Origin of the sequence: Floridaenema fluviatile BLCC-F154 (assembly GCF_041929135.1) — a bacterium.
Classification (GTDB): Bacteria; Cyanobacteriota; Cyanobacteriia; order Cyanobacteriales; family Aerosakkonemataceae; genus Floridanema; species Floridanema fluviatile.
This window is the reverse complement of record NZ_JBHFNS010000094.1, coordinates 57,360-72,058: the sequence shown is the minus strand read 5'-3', so window position 1 is coordinate 72,058 and position 14,699 is coordinate 57,360. Positions and strand designations below refer to the sequence as shown.

The window sequence follows — 14,699 nt, the reverse complement described above, 5'->3', positions numbered from 1 at the left end:
TTGTGCAACTTAACTAATCTGACAATTCTTGAGTAGCAGTATCACCTAAAATACAACGAATTAAGCTTTTAATTAACCGATGGTTTTCCATTGGCATGGTGTGTTTTCCTTGCAATATTTCTTGAGATAGCATAAACCCAACAATTGTTCCCATAAAAATCCGAGTGGTTGCTTCTGGATCGGGGATGTTTAATTCGGGATGAGACTGAAAGTAAGCAATCAAATTGCGATAGCCATATTGCACGACGGTATTACTATAAAGCTGCGCTAATTCGGGAAATCGCCCAGATTCAGCAATTACTAATCTAATAAAAGCAATATACTCTGGATCGTCCATTCTGTGTAGTATACTTTTTGCCAATTTGGAGAGAACTACCACTGGTTCGCCTTGAAATAATTCTGATTCTGATTGATATTCTGCTTGCAAGCGGCGAATTGTTACTCGCTCTATTAATGCTCGAAAAAGTCCTTCTTTGTCCTGAAAGTGACTGTAAATTGTTTGCTTAGATACACCCGCTTCTGCTGCTATCCGATCCATGCTGGTTGTAGCGTATCCATGATCTAAAAAAATTCTCATTGCTCCCTGTAAAATTTGTTCTTGTTTGCTATTTATTGCTAATGTTGCCTTTTTTTCCATCATTGATTTTCTCAGTCTAAATTATTACATTAGAAAAAATTTTGTAAATTTTTGTAAGATTATTGTTCAAGCATATTGCCAGGTATAGTATAACAAATATTAAGTCATACTAAACAGTCTAGTTTAACAAAGATTGATTTAATTAGTAGGCGAGATGAATTGACGATTTTGCTTGATAAAGCCTCATAAGTTTTGCAATTCCCCAGCACTAAAATCAGGGGGTATAAGATAATGACACAATTAAGTTCACGACCGAATAAGTTAGTTCCAGATGAGCCAGAAAAACCCAAATCAGAGCGTAAATTTAAAGTTGGTTTGTTGCGAATTCCGCTAGCTTTATTAATAGTGGGTGGGATTGGTTTTTTTAGTTGGAATTATTTTAATCGTCCGCAGGATAAAGGTTTAGAACTGAGTGGAAGAATTGAGGGATATCCGACAGATATTGGTGCAAAGGTAGGGGGAAGAATTAGTTTTGTGACGGTGCGAGAAGGCGATCGCGTAAATCAAGGCGAAATAATTGTCAGATTGGATGATGCAGAAATTCAAGCACAATTAAGAGGTGCAGCGGCAAGAATTACGGCAGCGGAACAACAAAAACAGCAAGTTTTATCACAAATTGAGGTAATTAATAGCCAAATTCAAGAAGCACAATTAAGTATGCAGCAAGCGATGGGAGATGCTAAAGGAAGAATCTTTCAAGCGCAATCAAATCTAGCAGCTGCACAGGCGCAAGTGAGTCAAGCGGAAGCGATGGTTAACCAAGCACAAGCGGAAGTTATTCGGGCACAAACGCAGGTGAATCAGACAAAATCACAGTTAAAATTAGCGAGGGTAAATCGCGATCGCTATGCACAACTTTACCAACAAGGTGCATTTTCCAAAGAAGTATTCGATCGAGCACAAACTACCTTTGAAACTGCTGAAGCAACTTATGAAAATGCTTTAGCGGGATTAGAAACTAGTAAGGCAACTTTAGCTAGTAGAAAAGCAGCTGTTGATGCGGCGAAAAGGCAAGTAAATGCGGCGCAAGGTGGATTATTGCAAGCAGAAACTACCAGTATTAATCCTGACATTCGCAATGCTCAAGTTAATGCTTTACGCCGACAATTAAATGTTGCCAAAGCACAATTAGCGGCAGCGGAAGCAGAAGTAAAAAATGCTCAAGCAGCACAACAGCAAATTCAAGCACAAATGTCTTATTTAAATGTAGTTAGTCCGATTAGCGGAGTAGTAATTACTCGCAGCGTTGAACCGGGAGAAGTGGTAGCAACTGGCAAAACTTTATTAACTGTTCTTAACCCAAATTCTGTTTATTTACGAGGGTTTATTCCTGAAGGTAAAATTGGTGAAGTTCGGGTGGGACAAAATGCGAAAGTTTTCTTAGATTCAGCACCAAATCAAGCTTTAAGTGCTCGTGTTGCGGCGATCGACACTCAAGCATCTTTCACGCCAGAAAATATCTATTTTAAAGACGATCGAGTTAAACAAGTTTTTGGTGTAAAACTTGCTCTTGACAACCCCCAAGGATTCGCTAAACCAGGAATGCCAGCTGATGCAGAAATCCTCCCCGAACAAAAATCCTCAACCAATTCTACTCACCTAAAATAAAAAGCAAAACAAAAAATCTCTTTCTTCTCTTCCTTCGTGTCCTTCGTGTCTTCGTGGTTCAAAAATTCTTTTTTTTTGAACCACGAAGACACGAAGAAAACGAAGAGAAAGACGAAGAATTTAATATTAATAGTGTAACTTAAGTTGGGAAAATGAGTCAGTTTATTATTGAAAATGCTGATTTTATAATGCAAAACCCCTCGAATAATTTGGTTATCGAGGTGGCAGAACTTTATAAAAGATATGGTAAATTAACGGCAGTTAAAGGGGTTAATTTTGCGGTTCGGCGGGGAGAAATTTTTGGTTTAATTGGGCCCGATGGTGCGGGAAAAACGACGACTTTTCATATTTTGGCGGGGGTGATGGAAGCGTCGGCGGGGGATGTTTGGGTTTTGGGTAAAGTTCCTCGCAATGCTAGGTTGGGAATTGGTTATTTAACACAGCAATTTTCTCTTTATTTGGATTTGAGTATTGATGAAAATCTTCGCTATAGTGCGGGGTTAAGAGAGGTTCCTAATGAGTTATTTATGCAGCGGCGTGCTAAGTATTTGGGGTTAATGGGATTGGAGAAATTTGGCGATCGCCTAGCTGGACAACTTTCGGGAGGAATGAAACAAAAACTAGCGCTTTGTTGTGCGTTAGTTTCGCAACCGGAAATTTTGCTTTTAGATGAACCAACTACAGGTGTCGATCCGGTTTCCCGAAGAGAATTTTGGGATATTTTGGCGACTTTAGCTAATGAGGGAACTACTATTGTTGTGGCGACTCCTTATTTGGATGAAGCGGAAAGATGCAGTCGAATTGCTTTAATGTATGATGGGGAAATTCATCAAGTTGGAACGTTAAATGAGTTAAGGGAAAGTTTGGGTTTACAACGTTTGGAAGTTCGCACTAATGATTTACAAACTGCGGAGAAAGTTTTGCTAAAGGCGATCGCCAATTCCCAAAACATTGCTGATGTCCAAACCTTTGGTGACAGACTAGATGTTTTAGTGAAAAATGCTGCTAAGGGTAAGTCGCAAGTTGAGGAAATTTTCGCTCATTATGATTTAGCAATTAACTCGATTGAAAGTGCAGAAGCGACGTTAGAAAATGTTTTTGTAACTCGCTTACGTCAAGAAGGTTCCGATCCTCCCTTTGTGACTTTTCCTAAATCAAAAACTTCTCGTTCTCAGTCCGATATTGCGATCGGTGCTTACAATTTACAAAAGATTTTCGGAAATTTTGCAGCAGTTAAAGGCGTAACTTTAGAAATTAAATATGGAGAAATTTATGGGTTGTTAGGCGCAAATGGTGCGGGGAAAACGACGACAATTAAAATGCTTTGCGGGTTGTTAGAAGCAAGTAACGGAGAAATTTATTTAGGCGGACAAACTAGCAATTTACGCAGTAAGGAATTACGCCGACGCATTGGTTATATGAGTCAGAAGTTTACGCTTTATGATGACTTATCAATCTTGCAAAATTTACAATTTTATTGCGGGGTTTATGGCGTACCAAGGCGATCGCGCCAACAAAAAATCGACTGGGTTTTAGAAACCTGTGGTTTAGCGGGACAAGAAAATTTGATTACCGGACAATTACCCGGAGGATGGAAGCAAAGAGTTGCTTTTGGCGCTTCCGTAATGCACGAACCAGATATATTATTTTTGGATGAACCTACTTCTGGAGTCGATCCTTTAGCAAGGCGACAATTTTGGCGATTTATTAATGAATTTGCGCGTCAAGGAACGGCAATTTTAGTCACAACTCACTATTTGGAAGAAGCAGAACAATGTAATAGAATGGGTTTTATGGTAGCGGGTGAAGTGGTAATTCAAGGTTCGCCAAGTGAAATTAAAGCACAACAACCGGGAGAATTAATTGAGTTAGTTACTAACAAAACTCAAGCTGCTTCTGATTTACTAAAAACTGAATTAGAATCTTGGCGAGTTTCGATTTTTGGCGATCGCCTTCACATCGTTCTCGATCGTCCAAAAACTGAACTTCCCGAAATCCGTTCCTTTTTACAAAATTCGGAAATAAATGTCAAATCTGTACGAACAATTCCCTTTTCTTTAGAAGATGCTTTTATTGGAACAGTACAACGCGCACAACAGAAGGTTTAGTTTATGGAAGTAACTTTTAAAACTGCTACGAATAGCGATCGCAATTTACTCTTAACCTTAACCAAAGAGTTCTATCAACTCGAACACTTAACATATAATGTGGAGGTGCTAAACAAATGCTTCGATGAAGTTTTTTCTAACGATAATTTAGCAAGGATTTGGATAATTTATGCCGATCGAGAACCAGCAGGTTATTTAGTGCTAACTTTTGGTTATAGCTTGGAATTTCACGGAAGAGATGCTTTAATTGATGAGTTTTACATTCGGGAAACTTATCGCAGTCAAGGAATTGGTAAACAAACATTAGAATTTGTCAAAACAACTTGTCAAAATTTAGGAATTAAAGCTGTACATTTGGAAGTCAACCATCAAAATACCAGAGCAAAAAGTATTTACCAAAAAGCGGGATTTGTCGAACACGATCGCTATTTAATGACTAATTGGATTGATAGAGAAAAATGAAAAGAATCATCTCCCAATGTATTAAAGAATTAGCACAGTTTCGGCGCGATCGCTTAACTCTTGCCTTAGCGATTTTACTACCAATAGCTACACTATTTATCTATGGTTATGCCATTCGTTTAGAAACTAGAGATATTCCCATAGTTATTCAAGATTTTAGCATGACTCCCTTAAGTCGCAGCTATGTAGAACAGCTATTTGCGACTAACAAATTTGCACCTACACCTGGGATAGGGAACGATAATGCTGCTGGTGCGATCGATCGCGGAATTGCCAAAGCAGCAATTATTATTCCCCCTGACTTTGACAGAGAAATAAAAGCTAATAAACCTAGTACAATTCAAGTTTTAATTGATGGTACAGATGCCAATAATGCCAGAGTAATTCAAAATAGTATTAAAGCAACAACTCAAGCATTTTTAAGAACTTCTCAGTTGCAACCAACTAATAATAATATTGTAACTCGAACTCGTCTTTGGTTCAATCCCGGAAGGAAAGAATCACTGTATATTGTACCGGGAGTTTTTGGGGTAATTTTGTGGATTTTTCCTTCTTTGCTAGCTGCGATCGCAATGGTAAGAGAAAAAGAAAGAGGCACAATTTTACAAGTTTATGCTTCCAGTTTAACTGCTGCTGAACTACTACTTGGTAAATTACTAGCTTACTTTTTAGTAGGTGTTGCTCAAGCAGTATTTGTCATTATTTTAGGTGCGATTTTATTTCAAATTCATTTAGTTACAGAACCAACTTCTTTCTTAGTTGGAACTCTAATTTTTTTAATGACTAGCGTCATGTTTGGGTTAATGATTGGTACGAGAGCAAACAATCAAAATTCCGCCGTTCAAGGAGTCGCTTTTGCTGGTTTTACCACAGCATTATTACTGTCGGGTTTTATCTATCCCTTGAGCAATATTCCCTTTCCTTTATCGTTAATTTCTAATGTGATTCCCGCCAGATATTACATTGAATTAAGTCGAGATGCTTTTGTTCGAGGTTCGGGTTGGTTAGGTGTTTGGTATGTACCAATAGTTTTGTTTTTAATCTTTCTCTTCTTCTTTAATGTTGCTAGACGAAACTTAAGCAGAATGCAATTACCAGATTAATTAATCAAGGGGTAAGAAATTATGAATTTTATAAATTGGTTGTTAGAGACTCCCTTAATCGCTTTAATTATCAAAGAGATTAACCAAATCTTACGCAATAAACAATTAATGTTTTTGCTCTTATTTCCGCCAACGGTACAACTTTTAGTTTTTGGTTTTTCTCTTAATCCAGATGTGCAACATTTAAAAATCGGAATTATTGATTATGCTAACACTTATGAAAGCAGAGAATTAATTGCAGCTTTTACCGAAAATGAGCTTTTTCAACCGAAAATTTATACTTACAGTCAATCAGAATTAAGTCAACAAGTCAGAACCGGAATAATTACTGCTGGGTTAGTAATTCCGCCTGACTTCGATCGCAATTTATCCCAAAACAAACCCGCAGAAATTCAAGTTTTGATTGATGGCGTTGACGCAAACACCGCCGGAATTGCCAATGGATATATTAACCAAATTGTCAATCAATATAGTCGCAGTTTGAATGACAATAAATCACTGCCATTAGTGCAAGCGCAAAGCGTTTTTCTCTATAATCCTGGGTTACTAAGTACTTGGTTTATTGTCCCTGGAGTTATGGGATTAGTGTTAAATTTAACTAGCACTTTAGTTTCCGCAACCACAGTAGTTAAAGAAAAAGATTCCGGGACTTTAGAACAATTATTAATGACTCCCGCCGATGCTTGGGAAATTTTATTAGCCAAAATTGTGCCGCTTTTTGTTCTGTTAATGGGAGATGTTTTACTAGCTTTAAGTATTGCTAAATTTATGTTTAAAGTACCAGTTAGAGGTAATGTAATTCTCTTTTTTGCCTTTGCGGGACTTTACGTATTTGTGGGAATTGGAATTGGAATCATGTTGGCAACTTTAGCAAAGAGTCAGCAACAAGTAATTTTGATTTCTTTCTTTATTAATTTACCAGTAATTCAGCTTTCAGGAGCGATCGCACCCATTGAAAGTATGCCAACATTCTTTCAATCTCTTTCCTGGTTCAATCCTTTACGCCATTTTGTCACAATTACCAGAGGTTTATTACTCAAAGGTGTGGGAATTGAAGTACTTTGGCCCAACATATTAATGTTAGCAATTTTTGCCGTACTTCTGCTGACAATTAGTATTAATCGCTTCCGTTCCCAGTTAAGTTAAAATAAGTATTCATAAATTAAAATTAAACCCAAGTGCCATCCGAGTATTCTAGGAAAGTTCCCCCAGACTCCAATACTTCTCGGTTAAGCATTTTTTGCCTTTGTAGGGGCGAAGCATTCGGACAGAAAATCTAGGGTTTGAGTCATAAATTGTCGCCCGAATGCTTCGCCCCTACTCTTAACCGAGCAGTATTGCCCCAGACTCTTTCTCTAATCAATTACCCGATCGCTTAAATGCAGAACTCAGATTAGGCGATCGCTTAAGTATCAAACCTCTTCAGGTGGCAGAAGTAGGATTTGACGATACAATTAACGAAGGAACAATCAAATGGGCAGTAACTACAGAAAATCAACTATTAGTAATACCAAAATTTGTTGGTAGCCAAGAAATACCTCATACAATTTTAACTCGCGGTCAGCCAGTTTTAGCAGCAGGTGAAGCAGAAATGTTGGTAGCAATGGTGAATATTATCTTCTAGAAATCAATAATTATAGCGGTCACTTTCTACCAACTCCAGATAGTCTAGCAATAGGCATAGAAGCCTTTAGACAACGAAATATAGATCGCTCAAATTCCGTAGTAAAATATTATGGAGCGCGCTAAAATTTATGACTCAATCAAAATCGGCAATCCAACTAAATCAAATATTGCAAGAGGATGCTGACTCAGTGCTAAATTGGTTAAAAACCATAGAATTAAAACCTTCTTCAGCGCCAGAAGAATTTAACTGGTTGGGTTTAGCTGAAGCAGCTAGTTTTGATGCTCTTGAGGACGATCGCCATCTTCCAAGCAATAGCATCAAATGGGCAGAAGTAGCGATCGAAGTATATGATCGATTGGCAAAATCAGCAAATATTGATACTAGAGATTCTTTACTCAATTCCTCAATGATGTTGCGAGCCGCTATGATAGTAAAATTCGGAGCTATTCCCGATCATCCAGTTCTCGATCTTAACTCGATACTGCATTGGTTCAAAGATAGCTTAAAAATGTCCTACTCTGAAGCGACAACAAAAGCAACTAATTGGAAAAAATGTCAGATTGAAGAAATAAGAGAATTGAGAAAAATTAAAAATCGTTTGCAGCCAATCTCAGTGTTAGCAGAAAGTGGTAAGGTAGTTTTGCTTCCTGAAGTTAACTTATGGCTTTCTTTACAAAAGAAACTACCTTAAGGAATGGCAATCTTACAACAATCCCGATCGCACTTCCTCCAACCACCCCAATTTCAAAACTACTATCCAGAACAGCAGGCTTAACATCAAACTCATAACACCAATCAAATTCTCAAACTTTTCTAACCCACGCGGCAAAGTAAACAACGATCGCCTAAAAATCAAAAGATGAGCCAACCATCCAATACCAATAATTATCAGAGTTTTTGTGATATTAGCAATAGTATAAACCTCTAAATGTAAAGCACTGGTAGCAATTAATCCACCGATTAATAAACTTATTGGTAGCCACAAACCAGGGCGGACATTCTCTTGTCCCCCAGGCGACAAAAATATAAATTTGGCATAAACGATCGCCGTTCCTACCGCCCCAATGTTCAAGGCGTAAGTTTGCCAGGGCATCACATTCTCCAGAGTCAACATTTTCGCCCCAAAGCCGACAAATAAAGGAAAACCCGAAATCGAAAGGCTTGCCATCACTAAAGCAATCCAAAGCCCTGTGTTAATCTGCTGCCGTTGTAATTCTTGAATATTTCGACTTGGTAAGTTACCCGCAATCAAGAAACAAGTCGATTTTACCAATCCATGTGCCAGGGCATAAAAGCCGCTGACTTCTGGTGCCGAGAGAATCCAGCCTACTTGGGAAATTGTACTTGATGCTAATATCCGCTTGGTGTCTTTTTCTAATGCGGCATAAATCACTCCCAAAAGTGCTGCCCCTACTCCAAAGATCCTAACGATCGGACTAACTTGATCGAACATTAGGGCACAACGCACTAAAGGAAAAACTCCCGCTTTGATCGCAATACCAGAAAGCATTGCCGATACTTGAGTTTCTGATTCCGAGTGAGTCAAGGGCAACCATAACCCGGAAATAAAAACTCCTCCTTTTGTTAATAATCCCAAAAAGATCAAAGCTAATGCTTCAGTTGGTGCCCCAGGCAAACCTGTAAAAGCGAAAGAATGATTTGATTTATAAACTAGCACTGCCCCGATTAGATAAAACAGCATTGCTGTGTTGCTGATAAACAAATAGCGCAAGCCTACCCAGATCGATCGATCCGTTCGGGGATAAGTAACTAACAGAAATGCGGCAATACCAATTACCTCTAATGCCACATATAAACTGATAAAATCTGCACAAATAAATACAGCATTAATGCTGCCATGTAAGATAGTAGCTTGGGTATAAAAAAAAGCTGTTTTCCCCAGATTCCAACTGTAAAGAAAAACAGCCATTGTTACCAGTGCATTTGTCAATATAAAATAAGCACTTAATCGATCGGCAAATAATGTCACACCGAAACTATTTAGTAATTGCAGCGTCAGTGGCGATCGTTCTGCAAATAGTTGTAAAGCATATCCAGCCGAAACTATGGCTACAGAAAGTGCTAGATAGCGATCGATTTTAGGAACTAAGTAGATGATAAACCCTAGAAAAAATGGGAGTATAATCCATGCGATCGTAATGGTACTCATGGTGTTTTATATTTCTCTATCTCTTGGATTTCCAAAGTCAAATTATTGAGTATTAACTCGATCGCACCAATCAGTATTTCATCCCTGAATCACAATTCTAATACTAGAATTAGCTGGCGCGGAAAATAATTTCTTCTGATTATTTTATCAAAGTTAAACTTAATAGAACGCCAAAATAAAATTAATAATATAACGATTTCCAATCATAACCATTTCACTTTTCAATGATCGTTGTCCCTCCCTATGGACGGGGAGGGGTTGCAACTTAAAATAAGCTGAATCTTAAAACAATCCTCGATAACGAATAAAAATTAAAACAGCTGCCCAAGAACCTAAACCCACTTTTATGGCGACTAAAATATTGAGTATAGGGATAATACCACCGCTGAAAAGTTCGCCCAACTGTCCGTGTGGTAACTCTATTCCGATCAAAGTAATTGCTGATAAAACAACAAAAATTAGCACCGAAATTTTCTCTAAAGTAGCCGCTTTCCAACGTTGATAAATTGCTTGCATCCATTCCGGGGATGACACGATCGCCACCAATCCGATCGCAGTTCCTAAAGCCACCCCAGCCGCAAATCCACCACCCGGACTCAAGTGACCTCTAATTGCCAATTCAATTCCCACTAACGCCGAAATTGTTGCTCCCAAACGTGCTAAAACAATTGAAGGTTCATCTGTAAATTGATAAACCTTACTTTGGGGCTTTTCGTTTGCCAGCAGAAAGTAACAACCCATGATTGCGATCGTAAAAACTACCACTTCAAAAATCGTGTCATAAAGCCGATTCCGAAAAATAATTCCCGTAACAGCATTAGGAACTCCACTATCTTGGACGATCGAATCCACGATCGGCAAAGATGAGTCTAAAGTTGGGTTAGGCACAAGTAGGATTTTGATAAACAACGCTATTCCCGCTGCAATATAGACCCATTTCATTAATGCTTCTCCCCGGAATCTGGTATGTTTACATAAGTCAAACTAGTTTCTGATGACGAAAGTTCCGATTCCATAATTTCATAGATGCTTTTAACTCTCGTCGCCGTATGATATGGTTTTTCTTCCTCTTCTCGATCGTCCATTTCTAAGGGAACAAATCGAACGCAAGTTGCATGAATTTCCTTTTCCATTAACGCTTGTTGTAAGCCGTCTTTATCCTCATAAGAAATGATTTCCAGACGCATAAAACGTTTACTAAAAGTCCTTCGCAACGCCTCCATCAGTCGCTTAAAATTCAGGTCTTCCTCTGACTCTTTCGCCACATCTTTTACCACACCCAGGCGCATTACCATTGACGATCGCACCGCTACCGCATATAGGGTAATCGCCAACATTGTACCCACCAAAGCTTCCGTCAAAGCCACATCTGCCGCACCCAAAACGGCATATACCATTGCTGCTATTGCTCCTAAGATGCCACGAATCACCAGAGCATGGTAAGGATTAACCTCAAACACCGTCATGCAGGCAGACAACGGCAACAGGGCGACGAGTAGGTAAATATAAAGATCGGGATTATTCATGGCTACCCTCCGTACTCGAGCAGTATGCCAATACATATCCCAGCACTGTATTCCAGATTGCCAGAGATATGATTCCCAAAAGCAGCAGGGGCCATTCGTTAGGTCTTTGCAAAAATAGCCCAACCACGATCGCCATCGATCCTAAAGTATCAGCAACCGAAAGACTGTGCAGCTTGAACAAGACCGATCGCTTCCCCAACAGATGAGAAGTTCCCCAAAACCAAAAAACGAGTCCTAAGCCAATCAAGATATAACTTAACAGGTCGATCATATTAACTATTTGACACCTGATTAATTCGTTTCAACACATTAGCCAGCAACATTAATGCTGCATTCCCCACACTCAAAATGATTATCCCAACCACACCGATCATCCAGTCATCACGTAAGACAGATACAACCAAAATCATAATTGTTGTCTTAGTCGCCACGCTGGAAAATGCCAACATCTTTTGCCAAATATTATCATCTTTCAAGGCTTCATAGATGGGTATAAGCAGGGCGAAAATCATTGCTATTAAAACTATATTCATCTGTTATTCCGCCTCCGTACCCAGTGAACTTCGTACCAGCCATCTTTGTGATATTTCAACACGATAGTTTTTGGCGTAAAAGTGATTAAGAAGATATCCAAGAATATCAGCCCTGGAGTCCGTTGTGGTTTGACTCTTTCCATTGTCACATCTTCTTCATTATGGGGACGAAGCATAATTTCAAATGCCTCAAAATATGCTTGAGGAATCGCCACCAGAATTTCACCTAACACCCGCAGCCAATCTCTTAATACTACCGGAGTTTTGTCCAGACCGGGCAATAGAAATGCCACAATGATGCCAATAAAAATATTTTGCAAACTGAAATTGGCAGTCAGCAAAAACCAGATGGTTAATCGCAATATCAGATTTAGATACCCAACCATGCAAATCCATTCCAGAACAAAAAGACTAAAATCAAAGCCATCACACCGATCAAATGATCGAATTGCTCTATGTTACGAGGTAACTTGATAGCTAAACGTTTAAAAATCAGCAAGTATGCCAACCATCCAAAACCAATGGTAATTAGAGGTTTGATGATATTTTCGACAGTGTAAGCTTCGTAATAAACAACATTAGCGACAAACAACCCACCAATTAAGGTAATTATTGCCATCCAGAAACCAGGTTTTGTATGATTTTCTGTTCCTCCAAACGGCAAAAAAATGAATTTAGCAAATGAAATTGCTGTTCCCAAGGCGGCAATATTCATCGCGATCGTTTGCCAAGGCAAAAAATTCTTTGATGTCAACACCTTTGCCCCAAATCCCGACAACAAGGGAAATCCAGAAATTGAGAAACTAGCTATTACTAAAGCAATCCAGATTGGGGTACTAATCGGCTGATGTTGCAGTTCCTTAAAGTTGCGACTTGGTAAGTTACCTGCAATTAAAAAGAGTGCGGATTTGACTAGTCCATGTGTCAGCGCATAAAAACCCCCAACAAGCGGGGCGGCGAGGACAAAGCCTAACTGGGAAACTGTGTGGAATGCCAGCATCCGCTTAGTATCTTTTTCAACGGCGGCATAGAACACGCCCAGAAGTGCAGTTCCCACGCCGAAAACTCTTACTATTGGGTCAACTTCTGGCACCATTAGCGCACAACGCACCAAGGGATAAACTCCCGCTTTGACTACAACTCCCGACAGCATTGCTGACACTGGAGTGTCCGATTCCGAGTGAGTCAAGGGCAACCATAATCCCGATACAAAAATTCCGCCTTTTGTCAAGAGTCCTAAGAAAATTAGGGCTAAAGCTTCGGGGGGTGCGTCAGCCAAACCTGTAAAACTAAAGGAATTATGGGCTTGATAGACTAATACTGCGCCGATTAGGTAAAACAGTAATGCGACATTGCTGACGCAGAGATAGCGCAAGCCAACCCAGATCGATCGATCCGTGCGCGGATAAACAATTAACAAAAACGCAGCAATCCCAAGTACTTCCAATGCTACGTATAAACTCATAAAATCCGCACAGAGAAAAGCGGAATTAACACTGCCATGTAAAATAACGACTTGGGTATAAAAAAAAGCCGTCTTCCCGCTGTTCCAACAGTAGAAGAGTACCGCTGCCATTACCAGCGCATTTGTCAAAATAAAGAAGGCGCTTAATTGGTCAGCGAATAAGGTAACACCGAAACTATCGAGTAATTGCAGTGTCAGGGGCGATTTTTCTAAAAATAGCAGTGCTGCATATCCAGTGGAAGCCAAGGCGACTACCAGTGCTAGATAGCGATCGAGTTGAGGAATTAAATAGATGACGAACCCGACAAAAAAGGGGAGTGCGATCCATGCGATCGTCAAGGTATTCATGGTGTATTATTCTTCTCGATCTCGTTAATTTCCAAAGTGGGATTATTCCGTGCCAGTTTCATCGCCCCAACCAGCATTAACGACTGAATCGAAAAGCCGATCACGATCGCTGTTAATATAACTGCTTGGGGGACTGGATCGGCAAAAGTCCCTTTGTTAACAGTGCCCAAAATAGGTGTGAACAAACCCTCTCGCGACGCAATCAGTACATAATAGGCAATCACCCCCGTACTCATCACATCCATAGCGATGATCTTCATCATCAGGTTTTTTTTCAGGATGATCCCGAAAAATCCACAGAATATTGTTGCTAATACACACGCTTCTAACACTAGAATTGCCTGTTGCTAAGGGAGCGATCGCAATTATTTTATCAAAGATTTACTTATAGAGCGCATAAAAGAAGATCGATACCATAAACATTTCCAACTATAACCATATCAAATCTCTATCATCAACGCCCCATATTCTTCTTCATTTGCTCCAATTCTTCCTGAGCTTCCCAACGGCTAAATTCCGCTTCCAAAGAATCCATTCCACTGGTAGATTTAAAAGTACTACCTTGATTCCAACCCACATTTTGCGCCCCCGCCTTTGCACTAGCACGCGCCGCTTCTGCTTGCGCCGCTTTTGCCCGCACTTCCTGTCTTCGCACTTCGATTTGTTGATACAATTCCTGAGTTTTACTAATCCGTTCTTTCACACCTTTCATGTGTCCCCAAAGCTGATTTCCTTGGCGCAACAAAGCCGCTTCATGTTCCTGTGCAGGTTGGACTAAATCCATTCTATTTGCTGCTTTCGCCTTCTCAATCCGAATATGCCAACGTTGCACTTCTTGAGCAGTATTAAAAATTTGCTCCTCAACCTTTTTTTCCTGCAATTTTAAGTCAGCAATTAACCGCCTTGTATCTTCTTCTTGTTCTCGCAATTGTTCTTCTAAAGCTTGTAACTCCAAATGCGGATTATTGCGAAGATATTCTTCTAAACGACTTTCTAAAAAACGGCTTAAATCTTCAAATAAACCCACTGCTTAAACTCCTTTGAATAATTTATGAATTCTGAGTTTTGAGTTTAGAATTTAGAACTCTGTAAGGGCAGGTTTTGTCTTCAAG

Annotated in this window: 17 protein-coding genes; 7 read left to right on the top strand and 10 right to left on the bottom strand. The window is 39.5% G+C overall.

What is annotated here, in order from left to right:
- Nucleotides 1–13 precede the first annotated feature (13 nt).
- The gene (locus ACE1B6_RS28535; RefSeq protein WP_413260693.1) at nt 14–640 is read right to left on the bottom strand and encodes a TetR/AcrR family transcriptional regulator; all 627 of its coding nucleotides are present in this window, start codon (nt 638–640) and stop codon (nt 14–16) included.
- Between the two features lie 228 nt (nt 641–868).
- Between ACE1B6_RS28535 and ACE1B6_RS28530 the strand changes: the two genes are divergently transcribed.
- The 7 genes from ACE1B6_RS28530 to ACE1B6_RS28500 all read left to right on the top strand — a co-directional run bounded on the left by ACE1B6_RS28530 (nt 869) and on the right by ACE1B6_RS28500 (nt 8,236).
- Nucleotides 869–2,245, top strand: a complete 1,377-nt coding sequence (locus ACE1B6_RS28530; protein ID WP_413260692.1) for an HlyD family secretion protein — start codon at nt 869–871, stop codon at nt 2,243–2,245.
- A 152-nt stretch (nt 2,246–2,397) separates the two neighbouring features.
- Nucleotides 2,398–4,353 (top strand): ATP-binding cassette domain-containing protein, encoded by a 1,956-nt coding sequence (locus ACE1B6_RS28525; protein ID WP_413260691.1) that lies wholly within the window; start codon nt 2,398–2,400, stop codon nt 4,351–4,353.
- A 3-nt stretch (nt 4,354–4,356) separates the two neighbouring features.
- Nucleotides 4,357–4,815 carry a GNAT family N-acetyltransferase gene (locus ACE1B6_RS28520; RefSeq protein WP_413260690.1) on the top strand — a complete coding sequence of 153 codons (459 nt, stop codon included), beginning with the start codon at nt 4,357–4,359 and terminating at the stop codon, nt 4,813–4,815.
- A complete protein-coding gene (locus ACE1B6_RS28515) occupies nt 4,812–5,918 on the top strand; it encodes an ABC transporter permease (RefSeq protein ID WP_413260689.1) in 1,107 nt (368 codons plus the stop codon). Before ACE1B6_RS28520 ends, ACE1B6_RS28515 begins: the two co-directional genes overlap by 4 nt.
- Nucleotides 5,919–5,939: 21 nt before the next feature.
- Nucleotides 5,940–7,064: an ABC transporter permease gene (locus ACE1B6_RS28510; RefSeq protein ID WP_413260688.1), complete on the top strand. Its 1,125-nt coding sequence runs from the start codon at nt 5,940–5,942 to the stop codon at nt 7,062–7,064.
- 280 nt (nt 7,065–7,344) lie between these two features.
- Nucleotides 7,345–7,542 carry a hypothetical protein gene (locus tag ACE1B6_RS28505; protein ID WP_413260687.1) on the top strand — a complete coding sequence of 66 codons (198 nt, stop codon included), beginning with the start codon at nt 7,345–7,347 and terminating at the stop codon, nt 7,540–7,542.
- A 130-nt stretch (nt 7,543–7,672) separates the two neighbouring features.
- Nucleotides 7,673–8,236 (top strand): hypothetical protein, encoded by a 564-nt coding sequence (locus tag ACE1B6_RS28500; protein WP_413260686.1) that lies wholly within the window; start codon nt 7,673–7,675, stop codon nt 8,234–8,236.
- A gap of 12 nt (nt 8,237–8,248) precedes the next feature.
- Here ACE1B6_RS28500 and ACE1B6_RS28495 read toward each other — a convergent pair whose 3' ends face one another.
- From ACE1B6_RS28495 to ACE1B6_RS28455, 9 genes are all read right to left on the bottom strand, one after another.
- The gene (locus tag ACE1B6_RS28495; protein ID WP_413260685.1) at nt 8,249–9,715 is read right to left on the bottom strand and encodes a cation:proton antiporter; all 1,467 of its coding nucleotides are present in this window, start codon (nt 9,713–9,715) and stop codon (nt 8,249–8,251) included.
- 282 nt (nt 9,716–9,997) lie between these two features.
- Nucleotides 9,998–10,657, bottom strand: coding sequence for a Na(+)/H(+) antiporter subunit B (locus ACE1B6_RS28490; RefSeq protein ID WP_413260684.1), 660 nt, complete (start codon nt 10,655–10,657; stop codon nt 9,998–10,000).
- On the bottom strand, nt 10,657–11,241 hold the full coding sequence (locus ACE1B6_RS28485; protein ID WP_413260683.1) for a DUF4040 domain-containing protein: 585 nt from the start codon (nt 11,239–11,241) through the stop codon (nt 10,657–10,659). The genes ACE1B6_RS28490 and ACE1B6_RS28485 overlap by 1 nt, the downstream gene beginning before the upstream one ends.
- A complete protein-coding gene (locus ACE1B6_RS28480; protein ID WP_413260682.1) occupies nt 11,234–11,512 on the bottom strand; it encodes a monovalent cation/H(+) antiporter subunit G in 279 nt (92 codons plus the stop codon). The genes ACE1B6_RS28485 and ACE1B6_RS28480 overlap by 8 nt, the downstream gene beginning before the upstream one ends.
- Before the next feature lies 1 nt (nt 11,513).
- Nucleotides 11,514–11,774: a hypothetical protein gene (locus tag ACE1B6_RS28475; RefSeq protein ID WP_413260681.1), complete on the bottom strand. Its 261-nt coding sequence runs from the start codon at nt 11,772–11,774 to the stop codon at nt 11,514–11,516.
- Entirely contained in the window at nt 11,771–12,160 is a 390-nt protein-coding gene (locus tag ACE1B6_RS28470) for a Na+/H+ antiporter subunit E (RefSeq protein ID WP_413260680.1), read from the bottom strand. Before ACE1B6_RS28470 ends, ACE1B6_RS28475 begins: the two co-directional genes overlap by 4 nt.
- Nucleotides 12,145–13,587, bottom strand: a complete 1,443-nt coding sequence (locus ACE1B6_RS28465; protein WP_413260679.1) for a cation:proton antiporter — start codon at nt 13,585–13,587, stop codon at nt 12,145–12,147. The genes ACE1B6_RS28470 and ACE1B6_RS28465 overlap by 16 nt, the downstream gene beginning before the upstream one ends.
- Nucleotides 13,584–13,919, bottom strand: a complete 336-nt coding sequence (locus ACE1B6_RS28460; protein WP_413260678.1) for a cation:proton antiporter subunit C — start codon at nt 13,917–13,919, stop codon at nt 13,584–13,586. Before ACE1B6_RS28460 ends, ACE1B6_RS28465 begins: the two co-directional genes overlap by 4 nt.
- Before the next feature lie 122 nt (nt 13,920–14,041).
- Entirely contained in the window at nt 14,042–14,614 is a 573-nt protein-coding gene (locus tag ACE1B6_RS28455) for a TIGR04376 family protein (RefSeq protein ID WP_413260677.1), read from the bottom strand.
- Nucleotides 14,615–14,699: the final 85 nt, after the last annotated feature.